Annotated in this window: 19 protein-coding genes; 10 read left to right on the top strand and 9 right to left on the bottom strand. The window is 73.3% G+C overall.

From position 1 onward, the window contains the following. Positions 1-105: 105 nt before the first annotated feature. On the top strand, positions 106-408 hold the full coding sequence (gene rpmB, locus CR162_RS05335) for a 50S ribosomal protein L28 (RefSeq protein ID WP_099094507.1): 303 nt from the start codon (positions 106-108) through the stop codon (positions 406-408). Between the two features lie 109 nt (positions 409-517). After that, positions 518-1,354, top strand: coding sequence for a sensor histidine kinase (locus tag CR162_RS05330; RefSeq protein WP_099094506.1), 837 nt, complete (start codon positions 518-520; stop codon positions 1,352-1,354). Here the strand turns inward: CR162_RS05330 and CR162_RS05325 are convergent. The 4 genes from CR162_RS05325 to CR162_RS05310 all read right to left on the bottom strand — a co-directional run bounded on the left by CR162_RS05325 (position 1,335) and on the right by CR162_RS05310 (position 6,001). Further along, entirely contained in the window at positions 1,335-2,333 is a 999-nt protein-coding gene (locus CR162_RS05325; RefSeq protein ID WP_099094505.1) for an esterase-like activity of phytase family protein, read from the bottom strand. The genes CR162_RS05330 and CR162_RS05325 overlap by 20 nt on opposite strands. A 10-nt stretch (positions 2,334-2,343) precedes the next feature. Further along, entirely contained in the window at positions 2,344-4,215 is a 1,872-nt protein-coding gene (gene cobT / locus CR162_RS05320; protein WP_099094504.1) for a cobaltochelatase subunit CobT, read from the bottom strand. A gap of 85 nt (positions 4,216-4,300) precedes the next feature. Then, entirely contained in the window at positions 4,301-5,308 is a 1,008-nt protein-coding gene (gene cobS, locus CR162_RS05315; RefSeq protein ID WP_099094503.1) for a cobaltochelatase subunit CobS, read from the bottom strand. Between the two features lie 78 nt (positions 5,309-5,386). Then, positions 5,387-6,001, bottom strand: a complete 615-nt coding sequence (locus CR162_RS05310) for a J domain-containing protein (protein WP_099094502.1) — start codon at positions 5,999-6,001, stop codon at positions 5,387-5,389. Positions 6,002-6,098: 97 nt separating this feature from the next. Here CR162_RS05310 and CR162_RS05305 point away from each other — a divergent pair, with 97 nt between their 5' ends. After that, positions 6,099-6,401 (top strand): BolA family protein, encoded by a 303-nt coding sequence (locus CR162_RS05305; protein WP_245870138.1) that lies wholly within the window; start codon positions 6,099-6,101, stop codon positions 6,399-6,401. Between the two features lie 24 nt (positions 6,402-6,425). Continuing rightward, positions 6,426-8,093 carry a tetratricopeptide repeat protein gene (locus CR162_RS05300; RefSeq protein ID WP_099094500.1) on the top strand — a complete coding sequence of 556 codons (1,668 nt, stop codon included), beginning with the start codon at positions 6,426-6,428 and terminating at the stop codon, positions 8,091-8,093. A gap of 24 nt (positions 8,094-8,117) precedes the next feature. On the opposite strand, the gene CR162_RS05295 is transcribed toward CR162_RS05300, so the two are convergent. Both CR162_RS05295 and aroB read right to left on the bottom strand, forming a co-directional pair. Then, positions 8,118-8,699 carry a DUF2889 domain-containing protein gene (locus CR162_RS05295; RefSeq protein WP_099094556.1) on the bottom strand — a complete coding sequence of 194 codons (582 nt, stop codon included), beginning with the start codon at positions 8,697-8,699 and terminating at the stop codon, positions 8,118-8,120. 108 nt (positions 8,700-8,807) lie between these two features. Continuing rightward, on the bottom strand, positions 8,808-10,565 hold the full coding sequence (gene aroB, locus CR162_RS05290; RefSeq protein WP_099094499.1) for a 3-dehydroquinate synthase: 1,758 nt from the start codon (positions 10,563-10,565) through the stop codon (positions 8,808-8,810). Positions 10,566-10,618: 53 nt separating this feature from the next. Here aroB and CR162_RS22305 point away from each other — a divergent pair, with 53 nt between their 5' ends. From CR162_RS22305 to CR162_RS05275, 4 genes are all read left to right on the top strand, one after another. Continuing rightward, on the top strand, positions 10,619-10,765 hold the full coding sequence (locus CR162_RS22305) for a hypothetical protein (protein WP_176559732.1): 147 nt from the start codon (positions 10,619-10,621) through the stop codon (positions 10,763-10,765). 40 nt (positions 10,766-10,805) lie between these two features. Next, on the top strand, positions 10,806-11,693 hold the full coding sequence (locus CR162_RS05285; protein WP_099094498.1) for a site-specific tyrosine recombinase XerD: 888 nt from the start codon (positions 10,806-10,808) through the stop codon (positions 11,691-11,693). A gap of 64 nt (positions 11,694-11,757) precedes the next feature. Then, positions 11,758-12,159, top strand: a complete 402-nt coding sequence (locus CR162_RS05280) for a GFA family protein (protein WP_218014837.1) — start codon at positions 11,758-11,760, stop codon at positions 12,157-12,159. 128 nt (positions 12,160-12,287) lie between these two features. Then, positions 12,288-13,244, top strand: coding sequence for an acetyl-CoA carboxylase carboxyltransferase subunit alpha (locus CR162_RS05275; protein WP_099094497.1), 957 nt, complete (start codon positions 12,288-12,290; stop codon positions 13,242-13,244). 45 nt (positions 13,245-13,289) lie between these two features. On the opposite strand, the gene argJ is transcribed toward CR162_RS05275, so the two are convergent. Together argJ and CR162_RS05265 are read right to left on the bottom strand one after the other, a co-directional pair. Further along, positions 13,290-14,528: a bifunctional glutamate N-acetyltransferase/amino-acid acetyltransferase ArgJ gene (argJ, locus tag CR162_RS05270; RefSeq protein ID WP_099094496.1), complete on the bottom strand. Its 1,239-nt coding sequence runs from the start codon at positions 14,526-14,528 to the stop codon at positions 13,290-13,292. A gap of 125 nt (positions 14,529-14,653) precedes the next feature. Then, complete coding sequence (locus CR162_RS05265; protein WP_099094554.1) at positions 14,654-15,610, bottom strand: peptidylprolyl isomerase; 957 nt, start codon at positions 15,608-15,610, stop codon at positions 14,654-14,656. A 337-nt stretch (positions 15,611-15,947) separates the two neighbouring features. On the opposite strand from CR162_RS05265, the gene secA reads away from it, so the two are divergent. Next, positions 15,948-18,683, top strand: a complete 2,736-nt coding sequence (secA, locus tag CR162_RS05260; protein ID WP_099094495.1) for a preprotein translocase subunit SecA — start codon at positions 15,948-15,950, stop codon at positions 18,681-18,683. Between the two features lie 62 nt (positions 18,684-18,745). Here the strand turns inward: secA and CR162_RS05255 are convergent, their stop codons facing one another. Then, positions 18,746-19,897, bottom strand: coding sequence for an N-acetylmuramoyl-L-alanine amidase (locus CR162_RS05255; RefSeq protein ID WP_099094494.1), 1,152 nt, complete (start codon positions 19,895-19,897; stop codon positions 18,746-18,748). Between the two features lie 797 nt (positions 19,898-20,694). Between CR162_RS05255 and CR162_RS05250 the strand changes: the two genes are divergently transcribed. Further along, positions 20,695-23,844: an Rne/Rng family ribonuclease gene (locus tag CR162_RS05250; RefSeq protein WP_099094493.1), complete on the top strand. Its 3,150-nt coding sequence runs from the start codon at positions 20,695-20,697 to the stop codon at positions 23,842-23,844. The last annotated feature ends 17 nt before the right edge of the window (positions 23,845-23,861 follow it).

Genomic DNA, 23,861 nt, shown 5'->3' with positions numbered 1-23,861 from the left:
GGATCCTTGACTCTCGCGGGGGGGCGGGCCATACGCCCCCTCTGTTTTTCATGTTGGGTGTGCGGCGCGTGCCGCTACCCTCGCTCCGATTGAAGGGTTAGCGCCATGGCTCGCCGTTGCGGCATCACCGGCAAGGGCGTGCTGACGGGCAACAACGTCAGCCACGCCAACAACAAGACGCGTCGCCGGTTCCTGCCGAACCTGCAGGAGAACTCGTTCTTCTCCGACGTTCTTGGCACCTCCATCCAGCTGCGCCTCTCCACCAACGGCATCCGCACGGTGGAGCACAATGGCGGCCTGGATTCCTTCCTGCTCGGCACCCCCGACCGGAAGCTGCCGGCCGAGGCCCTGACCCTCAAGCGCCGCATCCTGAAGGCGCAGGAGAAGAAGGCCGCCGCCGCGGCCTGAGGCGCCTTCCGCCCCCTTTGCCGGGGGCGCACGGACCAGATGCGAACGCGCCCCGCCACAAGCGGGGCGCGTTTACTTTTTCTTCGTCGTCGTCGCGCAGCATGAGCGCATGGCGACCTTTTCCCTGATTGTCCTGATGGCCGCGCTTTCCGGATTGGGGCTGCTGCTCTGCATGGTGGAGCGCGAGCGCCGCCGCGCCGAGGGCCGGGCCGCCGGAATGGAGCAGGAGCTGGCGCAGCGCGACCGCCATCTCGGCCTTTTCGCGCGGGAGCTGCAAGGGCTGGGCCTGGCCCTGCTGGGGCAGGCGGCGCGGCAGCCGCCGGGCGGCGCGCTGGAGGGCCATGCCCGCACGCTGCTCTGCCTGGCGGCCGATGTGCATGACCTGGCCGCCGCCGCCGCCGCGCCCCGCCGCCTGCGCGAGGAGGCCGTGCCGCTGGCGCCGCTGCTGCGGGAGGTGGTGGAGCAGGTGTCGCTCGCCCTGGCGCCCGGCACGCGGCACTGGCGCATCGCCCCCGATCTCGCGGCGCTCGTCCTGTTCGCCGACCGCCGCGCGCTCAAGGGCGCGCTGGTCGAGCTGCTGGCCCGCGCCGCGCGCCACACGCGGGAGGGCGATCCCATCGACCTGCGGCTGGTGCAGGCGGAGGAGACGCTGTCCATCCTGGTGGAGGATGAGGGAGCGGGGCTGGCCGCCAGCGACCTGGGCCGCGGCGCCGCCGGGGACGGCACGCGGGGCCTGGGGCTGGGGCTGGTGCTGGCGCGCCAGCTTCTGCGCGCCCATGAGGGGGAGCTGACCGTGGAGGCGGTGCCGGGCCTCGGCGCGCGGAGCTGGATGACCCTGCCGCGCCGCCGCCTGCTCCGCGCCTCCCCCGCGCCCGCCATGCCGGCGGAGGCGCGGGGAAGGGCCGGGCAGACAACGGCGCCCCTCGTCAGGACCGGGGGTGGCTGAGCGCTTCCGGCGCCATCCCCGCGCGGAAGGTGAACAGCAGCAGCAGCCCTTCCTGGAAGAAAAGCTCGTTGTCGTCGGCCAGCAGCGCGACCCAGTGCCGCCCGGCATGGCGGAAGCTGGCGACACCCTCCCAGTTCTCGCGCGGCAGCGCCGTTTCGGGCAGCAGCGTCTCGGCCTGCAGCACCGCCCCTTCGCCAGGGTTGGCCAGCCGGGCGGCCGGAAGGTGCAGCAGCCGGCCCTGGAAGCCGTGCGGCAGGCCGAAGCCGCGCTCCACCACCAGCGCGCCGCCATCGGGCAGGCCGCAGGCATCGGTGGGCACGAAGCCCGGGGTGGGGCGGTAGGCCAGGGGCAGCCACGCGCCGGGGCTTCCCAGCCAGGCCCGGCGCGTGCCTTCCGCCTCCGCCGGCATGGCTTCCGTGATGGCCAGCCAGCGCCCGCCAGGCAGCGCCGCCAGGCTTTCCAGCCCGCCATTGACGGGCGCCAGGCGCAGCGCGGAGGGCATGGCGACGGGCCGGCACGGGCCGCGCAGCGTGTCATGGGCGCAGACGCGGTGGCGCCGCTCGAACCCCACCAGCCAGCCCCCGCCCGGTCCTGGCGCCAGCGATTCGGCATCGCCATCGACGCTGCGGGGCAGGGAGATCGGGAACTCGCTGGCCAGCCGTCCCGTTTCGATCGCCTCCAGCGCCCGCGGCTCCCCTTCCGGCCCCAGCCGCAGCCCGGCCTGGAGCCAGCGCCCCTGGTCGCTGATCGCGGTCAGCCGCAGCGCGTCATCGACATGCAGGGCGGAAAGCCCGCCGAAGCCGATGGCATGCCGGTTCAGCCGGAGCCCGCCGCGCGATTCCAGGGGAGTGCCGGGCGGCAGGGCGAGGGGGGGGAGGGGCGTGGCCGGCTCCCCGGCCAGCCGCAGCGTCGCGCAGGCCCCGAGCCCTCCCAGCGCGGCCATGGCCAGCAGGCCACGGCGCCCCGGCGGGTTCAGCATGCGGGCCGCGTCAGGCGAGCAGCGGCGCCCGCTCGGTCGCCGCGCGCTGGAAGGCGGCGGCCGCGTCCTCGTCGAACAGCTCGGCCAGCTTCTTCATCATCGTGCCGCCCAGCTCCTCCGCATCGACGATGGTGACGGCGCGGCGGTAGTAGCGCGTCACGTCGTGCCCGATGCCGATGGCGATCAGCTCCACGATGTCGCGGTGCTCGATGTCGTGGATCACCTTGCGCAGGTGCCGCTCCAGGTAGTTGCCCGGATTGACGGAAAGCGTGCTGTCGTCGACCGGCGCGCCGTCGCTGATCACCATCAGGATGCGGCGCCGCTCGGGGCGCATCATCAGGCGCTTATAGGCCCAGTCCAGCGCCTCGCCGTCGATGTTCTCCTTGAGCAGCCCCTCGCGCAGCATCAGGCCGAGGTTCTTGCGGGCGCGGCGCCAGGGCGCGTCGGCGCTCTTGTAGATGACGTGGCGCAAATCGTTCAGGCGGCCGGGGTTACGCGGCTTGCCTTCCTGCACCCAGCGCTCGCGGCTCTGGCCGCCCTTCCAGGCGCGGGTGGTGAAGCCCAGGATCTCCACCTTCACCGAGCAGCGCTCCAGCGTGCGCGCCAGGATGTCGCAGCACATGGCGGCCACCGAGATGGGGCGGCCGCGCATGGAGCCGGAATTGTCGATCAGCAGGGTGACCACGGTGTCGCGGAAATCCGCTTCCCGCTCCCGCTTGTAGGACAGCGACAGCATCGGGTTGGCGACGATGCGGGCGAGACGCGCCGCGTCGAGCTGGCCTTCCTCCAGGTCGAACTCCCAGGCGCGCTGCTGCTGCGCCAGCAGGCGGCGCTGCAGCCGGTTGGCCAGCTTGGACACCACGCCCTGGAGATGGGAAAGCTGCTGGTCGAGCTGCTGGCGGAGCCGCGCCAGCTCCTCGGCGTCGCACAGATCCTCCGCCTCGATCTCCTCGTCGAACTTCTTGGTGAAGGCGCGGTAGGCGGAGGCGTCGTCGGAGGGGGCCACCTCCTTGCGCTGCTGCGGGCCGCCGGGGCGGTCCTCGCCCTCGGCCGCGACGCCCTCCTCCTCCTCCGTCTCGCCTTCCTCCTCGGCGCCCTCGCCCTGCATGGATTCGGGCTGGGCGCCCAGCGTCGGGTCGCTTTCCTGGCTCTGCGCCTCGCCCTCGGAGGAATTGTCCTGCTGGCTGGAGGTCTCGCTGCCCTCGTCGCCCTGCTCGTCCTCCTCGGCCTCCGCCTCCACCTCGGCCTCGGCGAGGTCGAGGGCGGAAAGCAGCTTGCGGGCGGCGCTGGCGAACTTCTCCTGGTCGTCGCTGGCGGTGGCCATCTCGTCCAGCGCGGCATCCGCCTTGTCGCCCAGCGTGTCGCGCCAGAGGTCGAGGATGCGCTGCGCCGCGGCGGGGGCGGGATGGCCGGACAGGCGCTCGCGCGCCAGCAGCGAGAGCGCGGCGGGCAGCGGAAGCTGGTCCTTCCGCGTCATCCGGTCATAGCCCTCGGACTCGCAGGTCTCGGCCAGCCGGGCATCGAGATTGGCGGCGACGCCCGGCATCAGCCGGGAGCCCACCACCTCCACCCGGGCCTGCTCCAGCGCGTCGAACACCTCGCGCGCCTCGCGGCGGGCGGGGGTGCGGGCGGCATGGGCGGCCTCGTCATGGTGGCGGAGCCGCAGCGCGATGGCATCCGCCGCGCCGCGCAGCCGGGCCATCTCGGCCGGCGGCAGGGCGCGCGTCGGCAGCGGCAGGCGCGCCCGCTTGCCGGCGAGCCCCGAGGGCCCCGGCTGGTAGGCCACCTGCACCTCGGCGTTGCGCGCGATGGCGCGCAGCGTGCCGGCGGTGGCCCGCTTGAACTCTTCCTGACGCGTCAGGTCCTTGCCGCTACCGCTCATGGCTTAACCCCTGCTGGGAGGTCCAGGAATTTCAGGTTCCTGGCGGGGAGGTCCAGGAGGGGCGGCGCCCCTCCTGGCCATGGCTTCAGTTCTTGCGAACCAGCAGCCCGGTCGGCACTTCCTCGTTGAAGCAGCGCTGGTAGTACTCGGCCACGGTCGAGCGCTCCGCCTCGTCGCACTTGTTGAGGAAGGAGAGGCGGAAGGCGAAGCCCACATCGCCGAAGATGCGCGCGTTCTCGGCCCAGGTGATGACGGTGCGCGGCGACATGACGGTGGAGATGTCGCCGGCGATGAAGCCCGCGCGCGTCAGGTCGGCCAGCGCCACCATGGCGTCGATGCGCTTCCTGCCGGCCGCGTCGCCCGGCTCGACGCCGAGCTTGGCGGCGACGATGGCGCTTTCCTGCGCGTGCGGCAGGTAGTTCAGGGTGGCCACGATGTTCCAGCGGTCCATCTGGCCCTGATTGATCTGCTGGGTGCCGTGGTAGAGGCCGGTGGTGTCGCCCAGGCCCACCGTGTTGGCGGTGGCGAAGAGGCGGAAGGCGGGGTGCGGGCGGATCACGCGGTTCTGGTCGAGCAGCGTCAGCTTGCCCTCGACCTCCAGCACGCGCTGGATCACGAACATCACGTCCGGGCGGCCGGCGTCATACTCGTCGAACACCATGGCGCAGGGGTGCTGCAGCGCCCAGGGGAGGATGCCCTCGCGGAACTCCGTCACCTGCTTGCCGTCCTTGAGGACGATGGCGTCCTTGCCGATCAGGTCGATGCGGCTGATGTGGCTGTCGAGGTTGACGCGGATGCAGGGCCAGTTCAGCCGCGCCGCCACCTGCTCGATATGGGTGGACTTGCCGGTGCCGTGATAGCCCTGGACCATGACGCGCCGGTTGAAGGCGAAGCCGGCCAGGATGGCCAGCGTCGTGTCGCGGTCGAACTTGTAGGTGGGGTCGGGCTCCGGCACGTGCTCGGTGCGGACCGAGAAGGCGGGAACCTCCAGGTCGCTGTCGATGCCGAAGACCTCGCGCGCCTTCACGGTGATGTCGGGCAGGTTGATCGCGGAGGTGGGGCGGGCGTCGGACAATGTGGCGACCTTCGTCATTGGGCTCTCTTCGCTCTCGGCTGTGCGTTCGCGGTTGGCGGCGGTGTCTGGGCGGTGCGGTGTCGGTGCTCTCGCTGCTCAGGCCGCCCGGCTGGCGGATGCCGCGGGCGGTTTGGTCGGCGCCTGCTGTTCCGCCGCCATCATGGCCAGCCGCTTGCGCAGCAGGCTATAGGCGCGGTTGATGTCCTTCAGGCGGTCTTCGGCGGACTTGTCGCCGCCATTGGTGTCGGGGTGGTAGCGCTTGGCCAGCTCCTTGTAGCGGGCGCGCAGCGCATCCTCCTCGAGCGGCCAGCCCAGGCCCAGCATGTCGAGCGCGGCGCGCAGCTCGGGCGGCGCTTCCTTGGCGCTCTTGCGCGGCGTCGGCGGCGCCTGGCCGAACAGGCCGAGCGGGTCGCGGAACAGCTCGGGGTTCAGCTTGGCATTGCCGCCGAGCCGGCCGAGCGGCCAGGTGGGGCGCTGCCAGGAACTGTCCTCGCGCAGGTTCTGCTCGATCTCGTCGGCGTTCATGCCCTTGTAGTAGTCCCATGCCTGGTTGTAGGCGCGGACATGCTCCAGGCAGAAATGGTAGTAGTCGCGCAGGCGCGAGCGGTCGCGGGGTGCGCGGAACTCACCCGGGGCCTCACAGCCGGGCGCGTCGCACGGTGTGGTCGGGGTTGAGCTGTCGGGTCTGAGACGTTCGCCTCGGCGGGCCATTTGGTGGTTTATGGGCGCCTCGCGGGCATCCCGCAAGGCGGCAGATGCCAAACCTTTCGCTTGGCAGGCGGGTTTCGGCGTGGAAAACCTCCCCGCCATGTCAACACGCCCCGCCATGCCGACACGCGAAGAGCGCATGCGGACGATCCTGCTCTCGGCCTTCGCCGGGGCGGACGTCTCGATCCTGGATGAAAGCCACCGCCATGCCGGCCATGCCGGCGCGGCGCCCGGCGGGCAGACCCACTACACGGTGCGGGTGGTCAGCCCCGCCTTCGCGGGGATGAGCCGCGTGGCCCGCTCCCGCGCCGTCCACGCCGCGCTGGAACAGGAGTTCGGCAGCGGCCTGCACGCCCTGTCGCTGCGCCTGCAAACCCCGGAGGAGGCGGGCGGGGCGGCCTGACGCCAGCCCCTCCGCAGCGCGCCCATGGACGAGACCCAGCCCGCCACCACCGCCCCGCAGGCCACGATCCTGTACGAGGACGAGCACCTGCTGGTGGTGCACCGCCCCGCCGCCGGCGAGCCCACCCTGATCACCTTCGCCGACCTGACCTTCCGCCCCAGGGGCGACGGCATCTGGGGCCAGGAGGTGGCGGGCAAGCTCGGGGTGAACGCCATCGGCTTCGTGGCCAAGCGGGAGAACTGGTTCCCGCCCGCCTCGGTGGCGGCGGCGGCGCCCATGGTGCGGGCCGCCCTGCGCGGCCCGGCCATCACCTATGGCTACAGCATGGGCGGCTATGCCGCGCTGAAATACGCGGCGGCGCTGGGGGCGGGGCACGCCTTCGGCGTCTGCCCGCAGGGCTCGATCGACCCGCGCCAGGTGCCGTGGGACCAGCGCTTCCACCAGTACCACGACCCCGGCCTGCTGCCCGACATGACGGTGCGGCCGGGCGAGCCGGGCCGCTTCGCCGTGCTGCTGGCCGACCCCTACATGCCCGAGGATGCCCGCCACGCCGCGGCGCTGGCGAAGGGGGCAGGCGTGCACTGGCTGCGCACCCCCTTCATGGACCACGCGCCGATCTGGCTGCTGGTGGAGAGCGCCTTTCTGCGCCAGGTGCTCGGCCTGATCCTGGCCGAGGACCTGGCGGCGCTGACGGCGCTGATGCGCGCCCGCCGCCACCAGAGCCCGCACTGGTTCCGCCACGCCGGCAACGCCGCCTTCCGGCGCGGCCACCTGGAGATGGCCAACCGGCTGTGGAAGCGGGCGCTGGAGCTGGGGCTTTCCCCCGGCATCACCGAGCAGGACATCATCCGTGGCCTGCGGCTGCGCATGCGCGCGCTCCGCGACGCGGGCGACCGCCAGGCCGCCATCGCCGTGGCGCTGCGCCAGGCCGAATTGCGGCCGGAGGACTTCTACAGCCAGGCCCGCGCCGGCCATGCCCTGCTCGGCATGGGCGCGTTCAACGAGGCCGAAGGCCCGTTCCGCGCCGCGCTGGCGCTGCGCCAGAATGTCGGCCATGTCTATCAGGGCCTGTCCCTGGTGCTGGGCAGCCAGAAGCGGATGACGGAGGCGCTGGAGCTGTGCAGGCGCGGCGTGCGCGACGCGCCGGGCGACGGCAAGCTGCACGTGCATTACGGCCACCTGCTGCTGAACAACGGCAAGCTGGACGAGGCCGAGGCGCAGTTCCGCATCGTGCTGAAGCAGAACCCGGCCCATGCCAAGGCGCTGCTCGGCCTCAGCCACACCCTGGCCGCGCGGGGCGACCGTGCCGAGGCCATCGCCATCGCCCGCCGCCAGACCGAGGGGGCGGAGAAGGACCCGCAGGCCTTTCTCTGGCTCGGGCAGCTGCTGCTCTTCGTGGGCGAGCCGGGGGAGGCGGAGCCGGTGTTCCGCGAGGCGATGCTGCTCGCGCCCGATCTGGGGGCCGCGCATATCGGCCTGGCCCGCGCCCTGGAGCGGACGGGGCGGCTGGAGCTGGCGCGGCGCGTGGCGGCCGAGGCGGCGCGGCGGCTGCCCGGGGATGCCAGGGTGCGGGCCATCGCGGAGCGGCTCGGCCCGCCCGACCTCACCGAGCAGGAGGCGGCGGAGCTCGGGCCGCAGCCCTCGCGCCTGCGCCGCTTCCTGCGCGCCTTCTTCAGCCGCGACGAGGACTGAGCCCGGCCCGCGCCGGGCCCGGGCTCACTCGGCCGCGTCCTGGCCCGCCTGGCGGCTGGCGGCGTAGTCCGGCCAGTGGCGTGCCACCACGTCGCTGCCCTCGGCATAGGCGAGGCAGCTATCGACCAGGGCGGGGCGGCGCACCCGCCCGGTCGCGGCCGCCTCGGCCTTGCGGCGCGCCTGCCGCGCGTCATAGGTGGTCTGGAAGGCGACGGTGGCGAGCTGCGCCATCATCTCGCGCAGATGGGTGCAGCCCAGCGTGCCGCCCACCCGCTCCTGCACCGCGCGGTTGAAGCCGAGGCCGATGCGCAGCCCCGCCAGACGGGCGAAGTTGGGCGCCGCCCCGGGGCAGATGGCATAGGGGCTGAAATCGGTGGAGGCCTCGCAGGCATGGATCAGCAGGTCGTCATCCACCGTCAGCCGGATCCACATGCCGTGCAGCGGCTCGTCCGGTCCCACGGTGCGGTCCAGCGTCACGAAGCCGTGCGGCTTGGTGTCGACCAAGTGGCCCTCGATGTCGAACAGGCCGTCCTCGCGCGCATAGCCGTGCATGTCGATCAGACGCCGATGCAGTGGGCGGCGCGCGGCGGGCGGGGAGAGGGGCATGGGCAGGCCTCCCGGCATGATGCGTCGCAACAGGGCTTCCGCTATGGCATGGCCGCCCCGGCCGTGGAAGCCCAAGGACGGGGAGGGCCGCGCATGGCAGCCGCGCGCTCAGTCCGCCGCGCCGGCCTCGCGCAGCAGGGCCTCGACCAGGGCGGGCTCCACGTCGCCGCGGGTCAGCGCCTCGCCGGGGCCGCGCAGCAGCACGAAGCGCAGCGCGCCGTCGCGCACCTTCTTGTCCTTGCGCATGCGGCCCATCAGCGCCGCCACGCCGAAGCGGCGCGGCAGGTCGGCGAGGCGGGCGGGGAGGCCGACGGCCGCGAGATGCGCCTCGACCCGCCCCGGCAGCGCCGCGTCGCACAGGCCGAGCCGCGCCGAGAGCCGGGCGGCGAGGCCGAGGCCCACCGCCACGCCCTCGCCATGCAGCAGGCTGCCGTCATAGCCGCACTCGGCCTCGATGGCGTGGCCGAAGGTGTGGCCGAGATTGAGCAGGGCGCGGCCGCCCTCGGGGCTTTCCTCGCGCTCGTCGGCCGCCACCACGGCGGCCTTCAGGCGGCAGCTTTCCAGCACGGCGTGGCGCAGCGCCTCCGGATCGCCCGCCACGGCGCGGGCGCCGTTCGCCTCGCACCACTCCCAGAGCGGGCCCTGCAGCAGCCCGTGCTTGGCCACCTCGGCATAGCCGGCGCGCAGCTCGCGCGGGGGGAGGGTGGCCAGCACGCCCGTGTCGGCCAGCACGATGCGCGGCTGGTGGAAGGCGCCGGCCAGGTTCTTGCCGGCCTTGAGGTTGATGCCCGTCTTGCCGCCCACCGAGCTGTCCACCTGCGCCAGCAGGGTGGTGGGCACCTGCACGAAGGGCAGGCCGCGCAGCGCGGCGGCGGCGGCGAAGCCCGCGAGGTCGCCCACCACCCCGCCGCCCAGCGCCACGATGGCGGTGCTCCGGTCCACGCCCGCGGCCAGCAGCTCCTCCATCAGCGCGGCGAACCGGGCGAAGCTCTTGCTGCCCTCGCCCGGCGGCACGGACAGGCTGGCGCGGATCTCGAAGCCGGCCCGCTCCAGCCCGGCGCGCAGGGTGGGCAGGTGCAGCGCGGCCACGCTGGCGTCGCTGACGATGGCCACCCGCCGCGCCGGCAGCACGGGCGCGATCAGCCCGCCGGCGCGCGCCAGCAGCCCCTCGCCCACCACCACCTCATAGGGATTGGCGGAAAGCGCCACCGGCAGGCGCGCCGGCATGGCATGGCCCTCCAGCGCGGCCTGCACGCGGTCCGTCGTGGTCTCGGGGGATTCGTCCAGGCAGTTCACCACGATATCGGCCTCGGCATAGAAGGGGTGGCGGGCGGTCATCAGGCGGTTGAGCACCGCCTCCGGGTCCTGGTTGAGGAACATCGGGCGGGTGCTGCGGCCCGAGACGCGCGGCAGCAGCACCGGCACGGTGCAGCGCAGCCACAGCGCCACGGCGCCCGAGTCGCGGATGGCGCGGCGCGTCTCGGCATCGGCATAGGCGCCGCCGCCGGTGGCCAGCACGACGGGCGGGCCGGACAGCAGCCGCGCGATGACCCGGCGCTCCCCCTCGCGAAAATGCGGCTCGCCGTAGCGGGCGAAGATCTCGGTGATCGGCTGGCCCGCGGCGGCCTCGATCTCGGCGTCCGCGTCAAGGAAGGGCAGGCCCAGGCGCTGCGCCAGGCGGCGGCCGATGGAGGACTTGCCGGAGCCGGGCATGCCCACCAGCACCACCGAGCGCGGCCTGCCCGGGGCCAGGGCCGAGGGGGCGGCCTCCCCGGCCTGGCGCCGCGCGCCCGGCGGGGCGGAGGCGGACTCGGGAGCCGGGGGCGCGGCGGGTGGAATGATGGCGAAGCCGAGGTTGCGTGACACGGGGCCGGACGGTAGCACATCACACCCCGCCGTGCAGGATACCCCCGGCCGCCATGTTTCGCCGTCCCTTGCTTCTCCTGATCCTTGTCCTCGTCATCGCCGCCCTGGGCGGGCTGCTGGTGCTGGGCGCCTTTCCGCCGCCCGTGACGCAGCAGCCGGTCGAGCGCACCCTGCCCAACGAGCGCTTCGGCACGCGCTGAGGCCGGCCGGGCGGGCGGGAACAGCAGCCAGGACACCGGGATGGACCGCCACCTCGAAGCCTTCCTGGAGATGCTCTCGGCCGAGCGCGGCGCCGCGCGCAACACGCTGGCCGCCTACGAGGCCGACCTCGCCGATTTCGAAACCTATGCCCGCCGGCGTGGCGAATCGCTCGCCGGCGCCTCGACCGAGATGCTGCGCGCCTATCTGGCGCGGCTGACCGATGCCGGCCTTTCGCCGCGCACGGCGGCGCGGCGGCTCTCGGCCATGCGGCAGTTCTTCCGCTTCCTGGCGCGGGAGAACCTGCGCGCCGACGACCCGACCGAGCTGCTGGACAGCCCCCGCCAGCCGCGCTCCCTGCCCAAGGCGCTGCGGGTGGCGGAGGTGGAGGCGCTGCTGGCCGCCGCCGCCACCATCCCCGGCAAGCGCGGCCCGCTGACGGTGGCGCTGCTGGAGCTGCTCTACTGCTCGGGCCTGCGCGCCAGCGAGCTGGTCTCGCTGCCGGCGCACGCCCTGGCGCAGGGCAGCGCGCTGATCCGCGTGCGCGGCAAGGGCGGCAAGGACCGGCTGGTGCCGGTCTCGGAGCGGGCGCGCGCCGCCGTGGCCGCCCTGCGGGACCCGAAGAAGCCCTCCAAGTGGCTGTTCCCCTCGCATGGGGCGGCCGGCCACCTGACGCGCCAGGGGCTGCTGCTGCTGGTGAAGCAGGCGGCGCTGGCGGCGGGGCTCGACCCCGCCAAGGTCAGCCCGCATGTCCTGCGCCATTCCTTCGCCAGCCACCTGCTGGAAGGCGGCGCCGATCTGCGCGCCCTGCAGATGCTGCTCGGCCATGCCGACATCGCCACCACCCAGATCTACACGCGGGTGATGGAGGAGCGGCTGCGGCAGCTGGTCGAGACCCACCATCCGCTGGCCTCGCCCCCATTGGCCTGAACGGGACGGGCATGGCACGCTGCCGCCCCGCCGGTTGATGAGCCGGACGAGGGGGAGCAAGGCCATGGACGTGCTGACGGGGCGCTGCCACTGCGGCGCCATCCACTACCGGATGCCCAAGGCCGAGGTGCTGCACCACGCGCTGTGCCACTGCGCCGATTGCCGCCGCCACGCGGGCGCGCCGGTGGTCGGCTGGGCGATGGTGCCGGCGGAACACCTCGACGTGGGGGGCACGCCCCGGGTCTATGCCTCCTCCGAGCATGGCCGCCGCAGCTTCTGCGCGGAATGCGGCACCAGCCTGTTCTACGTGAACGAGGCGATGCTGCCGGGCATGGTGGACGTCCAGACCGGCACGCTGGACGACCCCGCCGCCCTGCCGCCCGGCGCCCAGATCCAGGTGGCCGAGCGCCTGCCCTGGATGACCACGCTGCACAGCCTGCCGGAATTCCCGCGCTATCCCGGCTGAAGGGGGCGGGGCGCGCGGGCGGGCGGGCCTTCCGGGCCAACGCCCCTGGCCTTGGCGCCGCGTCTGCGCTAGGCCACCCGCTCTCCACGCCCAGGCCGTGACCGGGCGCCGCCAGAGACGGGATCGCGATGCGTCACTTCCTCGACTTCGAAAAGCCCCTCGCCGAGCTGGAAGGCAAGATCGAGGAGCTGCGCCGCACCACCGATGCCGGCGGCATCGACGTGGCGGAGGAGGTCGGCCGGCTGTCGGACAAGGCGGAGAAGCTGCTGTCCGCCACCTACGCCAAGCTGACGCCCTGGCAGAAGACCCAGGTGGCCCGCCATCCCGACCGGCCGAAATGCCTCGACTACGTCCATGCGCTGATCGAGGGCTTCACCCCGCTGGCGGGCGACCGCGCCTTCGCGGATGACGCGGCGGTGGTGGGCGGCATGGGCCGCTTCCGCGGCCGCGCCGTGATGGTGCTGGGCACCGAGAAGGGCGCCGACACCGAGAGCCGGGTGCGGCACAATTTCGGCATGGCCCGCCCCGAGGGCTACCGCAAGGCGCGGCGCCTGATGGAGCTGGCCGGGCGCTTCGGCCTGCCGGTCCTGTCCTTCGTGGACACGGCCGGCGCCTTTCCCGGCATCGAGGCCGAGGCGCGCGGCCAGGCCGAGGCCATCGCCCGCTCGATCGAGGCCTGCCTCGACGCGCCCGTGCCGGTGGTTTCCACCATCATCGGCGAGGGCGGCTCGGGCGGCGCCATCGCGCTGGCGGCAGCCGACCGCGTGCTGATGCTGGAGCACTCCATCTATTCGGTGATCAGCCCCGAGGGCTGCGCCTCCATCCTGTGGCGCGACGCGGCGCAGGCCAGCACGGCCGCCGACGCGCTGAAGCTGACCGCGCAGGACCTTTCCCGCCTGGCGCTGATCGACGCCGTGGTGGCCGAGCCGCTGGGCGGCGCGCACCGCAACGCGGCGGCGGCGATCGGCGCCGTGGGCGACAAGGTGGCGGAATGCCTGGAGCCGCTGCTGGCGCTCGACAGCGGCACGCTGAAGGCCCGCCGCCGCGAGAAGTTCCTGGAGATGGGCCGGCACGGGGTGGCCTGAGGGCCGCCGCGCCCCGTCCGGCGGACAGGGCGCGGGGAAAGGCGGTCAGCTCCGGTAGGAGCCGTTGATGTCGATGTAGCCATGCGTGAGGTCGCAGGTCCAGGCGGTGCCCTTGCCACGGCCGAGGCCGATATCGACGGCGATCTCGATCTCGCGGCCCTTCATGTGGGCCACCACCGGCGCCTCGTCATAGCCTGGCACCACGCCGCCCTCCCGGGCCATCCAGGTGCCGCCCACCGCCACCGAGAGCCTGTCGCGGTCCGCCGGCTCGCCCGCCTTGCCCACCGCCATGACGATGCGGCCCCAATTGGCGTCCTCGCCGGCGATGGCGGTCTTGACCAGCGGCGAGTTGGCGATGGCCATGGCGATCTTCTGCGCCGAGCGGGCGGTGGTGGCGCCGGTCACGTCGATCCGCACCAGCTTCTGCGCCCCCTCGCCGTCGCGCACCACCTGCAGGGCGAGGTCGAGCAGCAGCTCGCCCAAGGCGCGGGCGAAGTCCTTCAGCACCGGCCCGCCCTCGGCCGGCACGCGCGGGTGCTTCGCCTGGCCGGTGGCGAAGACCAGCACCGTGTCGCTGGTCGAGGTGTCGGAATCCACCGTGGTGCGGTTGAAGCTGGCATCCACCCCCTTCTTCAGGATGGCCTGGAGGGCGGCGGCGGGGACCTTGGCGTCGGTGGCGATGAAGCAGAGCATCGTCGCCATGTCCGGCGCCACCATGCCGCTGCCCTTGGCGATGCCGGCGATGGTCACCTCCGCGCCGCCGATCACCGCCTTGCGCACGCAGGCCTTGGGGAAGGTGTCGGTGGTCATGATGCCGCGCGCCGCCTCGGCCCAGCCATCCTCCGAAAGCTGGCCGTGCAGCGCCGGCAGGGCGGCGGTCAGCTTCTCGTGCGGCAGCGTCTCGCCGATCACGCCGGTGGAAGCGAGGAACACCTCGCGCGGCTTGCAGCCCACCAGGCCAGCGGCGGCATCGGCCGTGGCCTGCACCGCGTCGCGCCCCGGCTTGCCGGTGAAGACGTTGGCGTTGCCGGCGTTCACCACCAGGGCGCGCGCCTTGCCGCCCTTGAGCGCCGCGCGGCACCAGTCCACGGGCGCGCCCGGGCACTTGTTGCGGGTGAACACGCCGGCCACCGTGGTGCCGGGCGCGAACTGCATCAGGGTGAGGTCGTTGCGGCCCTTGTAGCGGATGCCCGCCGCCGCCACGCCGAGCGTCACGCCGGCGATGGGCGGCACCACAGGCAGCGGAACCGCGAGGGGAGAGACGGGCAGAGCCTTAGCGGCCATCAGGGCGCATCCTTGACGTGATCAGGGCGCCGCAGCGTTACCGCAAAGGAAGGGGGCTTGAAAGCAGCCGCGCGGGCCGGAGAGGGCGGATTTCCGCCGCCTCCGGCCCGCGGGCAAGGTGAGGCTCAGCGGCGGGGCTGGGCGGCCGGCGGCGCGGCGCCGTCCAGCAGCGAAGGAGCGGGGGCCTCGGTGCGGGGCGAGCCATCCATGTTGAAGCGCTCGATCCGGGCCTTGGCCTGGACCCGCTCCACCGCGTCGTTCACCGCCTCCTCGAAGGCGGCCTGGCGCAGCGATTCGGCGCTGTCCTCGAAGCTCGGGGCGGGCGCCATCCGGCGCGCCTCGACCTTGATGACGTGCCAGCCGAAGGGGCTCTTGACCGGCTCGCGGCTGACCTCGCCCGCCTTCAGGCCAAAGGCGGCATCGGCGAATTCCGGCACCATGTCGGACTTCTTGAAGAAGCCCAGGTCGCCGCCCTGCTGGGTGCCGGGGCCGGTGGAGCGCTGCTTCGCCACGGCGGCGAAGTCGGCGCCCGGCTTGCGCAGCTCGGCCAGGGCGGCGCGCGCCTCGGCCTCGGTGGCGGTGAGGATGTGGCGTGCATGCACCTCCTCCTCGCCCGGCTTGCCGGCGATCTCCTTCTGGTAGCGCGCGCGCAGCGCCTCCTCGGTGAGGGCGGGCGCGATCTCGCGGCGCAGCAGCGCCTGCTGCAGCTGCTCCTCCTCGGCGCGGCGGATGGCGGAGCGCACCGCCTCGTCCCGGTCGAGCCCCTGGCTGCGGGCGGCGGCGACCAGCGCCTTCTGGGCGATCAGCTGGTCCAGCACGAGCGGGAAGAGCATCGGCCCCGGCGCGCCGCGCAGCTCGGGCGGCAGCTCGGCGATGGCGGCCTGCACGTCGGACAGGCGCAGCTCCTCCTGGTCGATGCGCGCGACGACCGGGTTGGCCGCCGCCTGGCCCTGGCTGGCCTGGGGCTGGCTGACCGGGGGCTGGGCGGCGGGAGGCGCGGCGGGCGCCGGGGAGGGCGCGGGCTGGGCCAGGACAGGGGCCGCGGCAAGCAGCAGGGGGAGGATGAGTGCAGTGGATCGCATGGGATGCATGTGCCTTCGCGGCTGGACGGTTCAAGATGACGGATGGCGCCCCGCATCACAATCGGCGCGGGCCCGGCGGGTGAGGACGCGGGCAGGGCAAGGCCCGGAGCGGCGGCGGCGGAGGCCCACGCCGCCTTGGGCCTGGGCTTTCCCGGCCGTCATTCCGGCTTTCGTTGACCCTGAGGCGGCCGGCGCCTATCTGTCACGGCCAAAGCAGCCTGTTGCCCGCCCCAGGCGGACCCGGAGGCCCGGGCCCGGCCTTCCTCGGACTGGCCCCCGCGCCCCCCGGCCGGAGGGGGAAGGGGCGCCGGCGGCCCTCGGAGAGTTTCGAAACAGCATGTTCGCCCGCCTCGCCCGCGCCATCTTCGGCACCTCGAACGACCGCATGCTGAAGCAGTTCAGCGCCCGGCTGCCCGACATCACGGCCTTCGAGCCGAAGCTCGCCGCGCTGCCGGACGCGGAGCTGCAGGCGCAGACCCCGAAGCTGAAGGCCCGCCTCGCCGCCGGCGAGAGCCTGGACGACCTGCTGCCCGAGGCCTTCGCGACCGCCCGCGAGGCCTCGAAGCGCGTGCTCGGCATGCGCCACTTCGACGTGCAGATGATCGGCGGCATGGTGCTGCATTCGGGCCGCATCGCCGAGATGAAGACGGGCGAGGGCAAGACGCTGGTGGCGACGCTGGCGGTCTACCTCAACGCGCTGTCCGGCAAGGGCGTGCATGTCGTCACCGTGAACGACTACCTGGCGCAGCGCGACAGCGCCCAGATGGGGCGGCTCTACAACTTCCTCGGCCTGTCCTGCGGCGTCATCGTCCATGGCCTGACGGATGTCGAGCGGCGCGACGCCTATGCCTGCGACATCACCTACGGCACCAACAACGAGTTCGGCTTCGACTACCTGCGCGACAACATGAAGTACCGGCTGGACGAGATGGTCCAGCGCGACTTCAACTTCGCCATCGTCGACGAGGTGGACAGCATCCTCGTGGACGAGGCGCGCACGCCGCTGATCATCTCCGGCCCCGCCGAGGACAGCTCCGAGCTGTACCGCAAGGTGGACGCGGTGGTGCGCGAGCTGGTGCGCGACAAGGAGACCTTCGAGAAGGACGAGAAGCTGCGCACCGCGGCGCTGACCGAGGCCGGCACGGCGACGGTGGAGCGCATGCTCTCCGAGGCGGGGCTGCTGGAGGAAGGCAACCTCTACGACTTCCACAACGTCACGCTGGTGCACCACGTCAACCAGAGCCTGCGCGCGCATGTGCTCTTCGCGCGCGACGTGGACTACATCGTCAACCGCGAGGGCAAGCTCGTCATCATCGACGAGTTCACCGGCCGCATGATGGAGGGCCGCCGCTACAGCGAGGGCCTGCACCAGGCGCTGGAGGCCAAGGAAGGCGTCGAGGTCCAGCCCGAGAACCAGACGCTCGCCTCCATCACCTTCCAGAACTATTTCCGCCTCTACCCCAAGCTCGCCGGCATGACCGGCACGGCCTCGACCGAGGCGGACGAGTTCGCCGAGATCTACAAGCTGGAGGTGGTCGAGATCCCGACCAACCTGCCGGTGATCCGCCAGGACAGCGACGACGAGGTGTACCGCTCGGCGGCGGAGAAGTACGAGGCGGTGGCGAAGCTGGTGAAGGAGGCGCAGGCGCGCCGGCAGCCGGTGCTCGTCGGCACCACCAGCATCGAGAAGTCCGAGCTGATCAGCGAGCTGCTGCAGAAGCAGGGCGTGCCGCACAAGGTGCTGAACGCGCGCTACCACGAGCAGGAGGCGGGCATCATCGCCCAGGCCGGCCGCCCGGGCGCCGTCACCATCGCCACCAACATGGCCGGCCGCGGCACCGACATCAAGCTCGGCGGCAATGCCGAGATGCTGGCCGAGGCGAGCTTCCCCGGCGCCCGCGAAGGCGCCGAGTGGGAGGCGCATCTCGCCGCCATTCGCGAGCAGGTGAAGGCGGACGAGGCGGTGGTGAAGCAGGCGGGCGGCCTGTTCGTCATCGGCACCGAGCGGCATGAGAGCCGGCGCATCGACAACCAGCTGCGCGGCCGCGCCGGCCGCCAGGGCGACCCGGGCGCCAGCCGCTTCTTCCTCAGCCTCGAGGACGACCTGATGCGGATCTTCGGCTCGGACCGCATGGGCGGGATGCTGCAGAAGCTCGGCCTCAAGGAAGGCGAGGCCATCATCCACCCCTGGATCAACCGGGCGCTGGAGAAGGCGCAGAAGAAGGTCGAGGCGCGCAACTTCGATACCCGCAAGAACCTCCTCAAATACGACGACGTCATGAACGACCAGCGCAAGGAGGTGTACGCCCAGCGCCGCACCTTCATGACGGCGGCGGACGTGTCGGAGACGGTGGAGGAGATGCGGCGCGAGACGATCGACGCCATGGTCGCGCGCGCCATCCCGGAGAACGCCTATCCGGAGCAGTGGGACCTCGTGGGCCTGCAGGAGCGCGTGCGCAACGACCTCGGGCTCGACCTGCCGGTCGAGGCGTGGGGCAAGGAGGAGGGCATCGACGAGGTGGCGGTGCGCGAGCGCCTCCAGGCCGCCGCCGAGCAGATGGCCGCCAGCCGCGCCGCCAATATCGGCCCCGACCTGATGCGGATGGTCGAGAAGCAGCTCCTGCTGCAGGTGTTCGACGCGGTGTGGAAGGAGCACCTGCTGTCGCTCGACCACATGCGCCAGGGCATCGGGCTCCGTGCCTATGGCCAGCGCGACCCGCTGAACGAGTACAAGAGCGAGGCGTTCAACCTCTTCAACACCATGCTCGAGGACCTGCGCGAGCGCGTCACCTCGCTGCTGCTGCGCATCGAGCTGAGCCCGGCCTCGCCGCCGCCCATGCCCGAGCCGGTGATGGTGACCGACATGCGCCACCCCGAGCCGGACATGGCGGGTGCTGCGCCAGCGGATTGGGGCCACGCCCCGGCCGAGGCCGGCTTCGCCCCGGCGGTGCCGCGCGCCGTGGAAGGGGTCGATCCGCAGGACCCCGCCACCTGGTACCGCACCCCGCGCAACGCGGCCTGCCCCTGCGGCTCGGGCAAGAAGTACAAGCACTGCCACGGCAGGCTGGGCTGAGGGCCGGGCGGACGGAAGGGGCGGGGGAGGGAACTTCCCCGCCCTTTTTCCATCCCGCCGCTTCAGCCGGCATGCGCCATGCCGGCATGGTGCTGGGCCAGCCAGCCATGGATGGCGCGCGTCATGGAGCGGGCGAGCAGGGCGCGGTGCGCGGCGCGGTTCAGCGCCGCCTCGTCCCGTCGGTCCGACAGGAAGCCCATCTCCACCAGCACGCTCGGCACGTCGGGCGCCTTGAGCACGGCGAAGGAGGCCTGACGGTGGGTGTTGGGCAGCAGCGGCACGCTGCGGCCGAGCGCATCCACCACGAAGCGGGCCATGCGGGCCGAGCCCACCTTGGTTTCCTGCCGCACCAGCGAATAAAGGATGCGCTCCACCTCCGGCGAGACATCCGGCAGGCGCAGCCCGCCCGCCGCGTCGGCGCGGTTCTGGCTCTGCGCCAGCCGGGCGGACAGGCTGTCCGAGGCACGGTCGGACAGGGTGTAGACGCTGGCGCCGCGCGCGCCCGGCGCGGAATCGGCGTGCAGCGAGACGAACAGCGCCGCCTGCCGCTTGCGGGCGAACTCCACCCGGCCATCGAGCGAGACGAACACGTCGCGCCCGCGCGTCAGGGCCACGCGGCAGCGGCCGCCGGCCTCGAGCTGGCGCTTCAGCTCCAGCGCCGCGGCCAGGGTGATGCGCTTCTCCAGCGTGCCCGCCGCGCCGATCGTGCCGGGGTCCTTGCCGCCATGGCCGGGGTCGAGCACCACCAGGGGAAGGGATGAGCCGGAGGCGGTGGCCGTGGCGCCGAACCGCCCTTCGGCGATGGTGCCGCGCGCCAGCTGCGCGAAGCCGGGCTGCGTGCCGGGCGCGATGTGGATGGCGAGCTGCCGCCCCTCCGCCCTGGCCTCGGCGACCGAGACGGGCCCGGCGAGGTCGATCAGCAGCCGCTTGTTGGCGTTGTCCCAGCGCGCGCCCCGCACCAGCCCGGCACCGGCCAGGCGCGCCGGGCCGCGCCAGCTGCTGCCGGGCAGGCTGAGCACCAGCCGCGCCGGCCGCGTCGTGGCGCGCAGCGACCAGCGCGTGGCGCCGTTGACGTCGATGGTCAGGCGGCTTCCGCCATCGGCGCGGACCAGCCGGGCGGCGGTGACGGCGGCCTCGGCCGGGGCCGGCAGCCCGGCGAAGGCGAGCCCCAGCGCCATTTGCAACAGCTGCCGGCGGCCGGGTGAATCAGACATGGCGCGGCGAACTCCCCCTCGATGAGCCTGGCGGAGCCGGCGGGCTTTCCCCCTCCCGGCGGCCCCGGCCGGGCGCGGCCCTCCCCAGGGCGCGCCCGCCACCGCCGGCGCGGGGCGCGGCGGTGCCCCGGGGGCGGGCAGGAGCGGGAAAAGGCGGCCATGCCGGCCGGCCCGCTCCAGGCCGCACCCTCGGTGGCCCAGCCTCTATCATGGCAATGCCTGATGATCACGGCATTACTTCATGTAACATCTCAGGAATGCTATGCCTTGTGGAAGGAGCAGGCCCCGCCTATGGTGGCTTGCCCCGGCGGCGACGCTGCCGGTGGAGGTTCCGGGCACGGCCGCCCGGGCTTTTCCTGGCCCCGCCGCGCTGCGGCGGGCCGGAAGTCCGCGTTGGCCTGAAGGATCTGGCAAGGGATTGCCCCTTATGATCGGGGGCGCGTGCATCCCGGCTTCGCCAGAGCCCCGCTGCCCGCTCCGCCGGCGCGTGCACCATGGCGCGGAGGGATGATGCGGCGTTTCCACCCGTCATCCTGGCTCGTGCCTGCCGCTGGCCCGTTCGTGCCCGCCCGGCGTCGCTTCGCGATGTGGCGGCACGGTCCCGGGGCCTGCGCGCGGCGCGCCCAACAAGGGCCCCCCCATCATGGGGCGCGGCCCGCCGAGACGAGAGGTCGAGACCAGAGCCGCATGGCACGCCCATCGCCACGCCGCCTGCGCGACCCCGCTGCCTCGGGCCTGCCCACCCATTGCCGCCACCGGCAGCGCGACCGCGCCGGTGGCTCGGAGCATCCCGGTTCATGACCAAGCGCATGCTGATCGATGCATCCCACGCGGACGAGACCCGCGTGGTGGTGCTGGACGGCAACCGGCTCGAAGAGTTCGACATCGAGACCGAGAACAAGCGCCCGCTGAAGGGCAACATCTACCTCGCCAAGGTGATCCGCGTGGAGCCCAGCCTCCAGGCCGCCTTTGTCGAGTATGGCGGCAACCGCCACGGCTTCCTCGCCTTTGGCGAGATCCACCCCGACTATTACCAGCTCCCCGTCGCCGACCGTGAGCGCCTGCTCGCGCTCCAGGCCGCCGAGGCCGCCGAGGACGAGGCGGATGACGACGGCGAGGAGGTGAGCGAGGCCGAGGCCGACGCCATGGCCGCGCGGATCGAGCGGATGGCGGATGCCGACGAGGGCGCCGGCACCGAAGGGGCCGCCTCCGGCGAGGCCGAGGCGCTGCTGGCCACCGAGGCCGCCGCGGCCGAGGCCACCGTGCCGCATGAGGGCGTGCCGGTGGGCGACGAGGCCGACAGCTCCGCCCCCGAGGCGGCGCCCGAGATGGTCGGCGGCCGCGACAAGGACGAGGAGAACGGCCGCGACGAGCGCCGCATCCCGCCCCGCTTCCTGCGCCACTACAAGATCCAGGAGGTGATCCGCCGCCGGCAGATCATGCTGGTGCAGGTCGTCAAGGAGGAGCGCGGCAACAAGGGCGCGGCGCTGACCACCTATATCAGCCTCGCCGGCCGCTTCTCCGTGCTGATGCCGAACAGCCCGCGCGGCGGCGGCATCTCCCGCAAGATCACCTCCATCGCCGACCGCAAGCGCCTGCGCGAGGTGATCGAGGAGCTGAACATGCCGCGCGGCATGAGCATGATCGTGCGCACCGCCGGCGCCGGCCGGCCGAAGCCCGAGATCCGCCGCGACTGCGAGTACCTGCTGCGCCTGTGGGACGACATCCGCGAGCGCACGCTGGATTCCACCGCGCCCGCGCTGATCTACGAGGAAGCCGACCTCATCAAGCGCTCGATCCGCGACGTGTTCGGCCGCGACATCGAGGAGATCCAGGTGGAGGGCGAGGGCGCCTACCGCCAGGCGCGCGACTTCATGCGGATGCTGATGCCGCAGAACGACCGCAAGATCCGCCTCTACAAGGACGCCACCGTGCCGCTCTTCGCGCGCCATGGCGTGGACCAGCAGCTCGACGCGATGATGTCGCCCGTCGTGCAGCTGAAGTCGGGCGGCTACATCGTCATCAACCAGACCGAGGCGCTGGTCGCCATCGACGTGAACTCGGGCCGCGCCACGCGCGACCGGCACATCGAGGACACCGCGCTGCGCACCAACCTGGAGGCCGCCGACGAGGTGGCACGCCAGCTCCGCCTGCGCGACCTCGCCGGCCTCATCGTCATCGACTTCATCGACATGGAGTCGTCGCGCAACGACGCCCAGGTGGAGCGCCGGCTGAAGGAGGCGCTGAAGCAGGACCGCGCCCGCATCCAGGTCGGCCGCATCAGCCATTTCGGCCTGCTGGAGATGAGCCGCCAGCGGCTGCGCCCCAGCCTGACCGAGCATTCCTTCGCCACCTGCCCGCATTGCCAGGGCCTGGGCATCGTCCGCACGCCGGAAAGCAGCGCGCTGCAGGTGCTGCGCCAGATCGAGGAGGAAGGCGCCAAGCGCCGCGCCGCCGAGATCGTGGTCTCGATCGCGCCGGAACTCGCGCTGCACATCCTCAACCGCCGCCGCGAGCGGCTGGCGGAGATCGAGGCGCGCTATGGCATGGCCGTGCTGTTCGAGCCCGACGCCAAGCTGCTGCCGCCGGCCATCCGCATCGAGCGCACCCGCGCGCAGACCGTGGTGGAGCCGCCGAGCGCCCCCGCCGCGCTGCGCATGGACTACGCCCCCGAGGCGGAAGCCCCGGCCGCCGCCCCCGTTTCCGTGCCGGAGGCGCCCGCCGCCGAGCCCGCCGCGGATGAGGCGGTGGCCGAGCAGGCCGGTGCCGCCGCCATTCCCGCCGCCGCCGCCGAGAATGGCGAGGACCGTGGCAATGGCGAGAACCGCCGCCGCCGCCGCCGCCGCCGCCGCCGTGGTGGCCGCCGCGAGGATGGCACGCCGCTGCAGGCCGGCGACTTCGTGGGCGCGGAGGAGCCGGAGGGCGAGGGCGAGGGCGAGGAGGACGAGGCCGAGGCTGAGGGCGTGACCTCCGCCGAGGCCGCGCCGGAGGCGCAGCCCGCCGCCGCCGGGACCCCCGCGGCCGATGGCCCTGCCCTGGATGGTGAGGAGGAGCTGCGGCGTGGGCGGCGTGGCCGCCGCGGTGGCCGCCGCCGCTTCGGCGAGGGGGCGGCGGTGGAGCAGCCGCGTCCGCGCTATGCCGGCCCGACGCCCGCCGATCCCTTCGGCGGCACGCTGGACGACATCTTCGACGCCATGGCGGCGGCCGAGGAGGCGGCGCAGCATTCCCCGGCGCCCAAGCCTGCCGCCGCACCGCCCGTGACGCCGCCCGCCGTGCCCGATGTGGCGCCGGTGGCCTCCGTCGCGCCGGTGCCGCCGCTGCCGGGCGCGGAGGAGGTGCTGCCGGCCACCGGAAGCGTGGCCCTGCCGGGGTCCGCACCATTGCCGGAAAGCGCGCCGGCCGAGGTCGCCCCGGTGGAGGTCGCCCCGGTGGAGGCCGCGCCGGTCGCTCCGGTGGAGGTCGCTCCGGTGGATGTTGCGGTGGAGGCGGCGCCCGCCAAGCCGCGCCGCGCCCGCAAGGCGCCGGCCAAGGCCGCCGCCGCGGCGCCGGAGGCGGCCGAGGCTGCCGTGCCGGATGCGGAGGCCGTGCCCGCCAAGCCGCGCCGTGCCCGCAAGGCGCCGGCCAAGGCCGCCGCCGCGCCGGAGGTGGCCGGGGCTGCCGTGTCGGATGCGGAGGCCGTGCCCGCCAAGCCGCGCCGTGCCCGCAAGGCGCCGGCCAAGGCCACTGCCGCGCCGGAGGTGGCCGAGCCCGCCCCGGTGAGCGGGGCCGCCGCCGCGCCGGAAGCGGCGCCTGTGGCAGAGCCGGAGGCCGCGCCCGCGCCCGTTGCCGTGTCGGAGCCTGCTGCGGCTTCCGCCCCGGCCGAGCCGGAAGCGGCCGCGCCGGTGCAGCCCGTGCTGGTGGACGCCCTGCCGGACGCGCCCAAGAAGCGCGGCTGGTGGAAGCGCTGAACCCCATGGCCCCGTGG

It is taken from the genome of Teichococcus rhizosphaerae, from assembly GCF_002631185.1.
GTDB classification, from domain to species: Bacteria; Pseudomonadota; Alphaproteobacteria; order Acetobacterales; family Acetobacteraceae; genus Pseudoroseomonas; species Pseudoroseomonas rhizosphaerae.
Note: the sequence above shows the minus strand (reverse complement) of the source record. Positions and strands in the feature narration are given on the sequence as shown.

What these genes read in the sequence shown, in the direction of transcription:
- CR162_RS22305 (WP_176559732.1), top strand. Translation starts at nt 10,619, where the DNA reads ATGTTTCGCCGTCCCTTGCTTCTCCTGATCCTTGTCCTCGTCATCGCC.
- cobS (WP_099094503.1), bottom strand. Translation starts at nt 5,308, where the DNA reads ATGACGAAGGTCGCCACATTGTCCGACGCCCGCCCCACCTCCGCGATC.
- CR162_RS05295 (WP_099094556.1), bottom strand. Translation starts at nt 8,699, where the DNA reads ATGCCCCTCTCCCCGCCCGCCGCGCGCCGCCCACTGCATCGGCGTCTG.
- CR162_RS05280 (WP_218014837.1), top strand. Translation starts at nt 11,758, where the DNA reads ATGGACGTGCTGACGGGGCGCTGCCACTGCGGCGCCATCCACTACCGG.
- CR162_RS05325 (WP_099094505.1), bottom strand. Translation starts at nt 2,333, where the DNA reads ATGCTGAACCCGCCGGGGCGCCGTGGCCTGCTGGCCATGGCCGCGCTG.
- CR162_RS05285 (WP_099094498.1), top strand. Translation starts at nt 10,806, where the DNA reads ATGGACCGCCACCTCGAAGCCTTCCTGGAGATGCTCTCGGCCGAGCGC.
- rpmB (WP_099094507.1), top strand. Translation starts at nt 106, where the DNA reads ATGGCTCGCCGTTGCGGCATCACCGGCAAGGGCGTGCTGACGGGCAAC.
- cobT (WP_099094504.1), bottom strand. Translation starts at nt 4,215, where the DNA reads ATGAGCGGTAGCGGCAAGGACCTGACGCGTCAGGAAGAGTTCAAGCGG.
- CR162_RS05250 (WP_099094493.1), top strand. Translation starts at nt 20,695, where the DNA reads ATGACCAAGCGCATGCTGATCGATGCATCCCACGCGGACGAGACCCGC.
- CR162_RS05255 (WP_099094494.1), bottom strand. Translation starts at nt 19,897, where the DNA reads ATGTCTGATTCACCCGGCCGCCGGCAGCTGTTGCAAATGGCGCTGGGG.
- argJ (WP_099094496.1), bottom strand. Translation starts at nt 14,528, where the DNA reads ATGGCCGCTAAGGCTCTGCCCGTCTCTCCCCTCGCGGTTCCGCTGCCT.
- CR162_RS05305 (WP_245870138.1), top strand. Translation starts at nt 6,099, where the DNA reads ATGTCAACACGCCCCGCCATGCCGACACGCGAAGAGCGCATGCGGACG.
- secA (WP_099094495.1), top strand. Translation starts at nt 15,948, where the DNA reads ATGTTCGCCCGCCTCGCCCGCGCCATCTTCGGCACCTCGAACGACCGC.
- CR162_RS05330 (WP_099094506.1), top strand. Translation starts at nt 518, where the DNA reads ATGGCGACCTTTTCCCTGATTGTCCTGATGGCCGCGCTTTCCGGATTG.
- CR162_RS05275 (WP_099094497.1), top strand. Translation starts at nt 12,288, where the DNA reads ATGCGTCACTTCCTCGACTTCGAAAAGCCCCTCGCCGAGCTGGAAGGC.
- CR162_RS05310 (WP_099094502.1), bottom strand. Translation starts at nt 6,001, where the DNA reads ATGGCCCGCCGAGGCGAACGTCTCAGACCCGACAGCTCAACCCCGACC.
- CR162_RS05265 (WP_099094554.1), bottom strand. Translation starts at nt 15,610, where the DNA reads ATGCGATCCACTGCACTCATCCTCCCCCTGCTGCTTGCCGCGGCCCCT.
- CR162_RS05300 (WP_099094500.1), top strand. Translation starts at nt 6,426, where the DNA reads ATGGACGAGACCCAGCCCGCCACCACCGCCCCGCAGGCCACGATCCTG.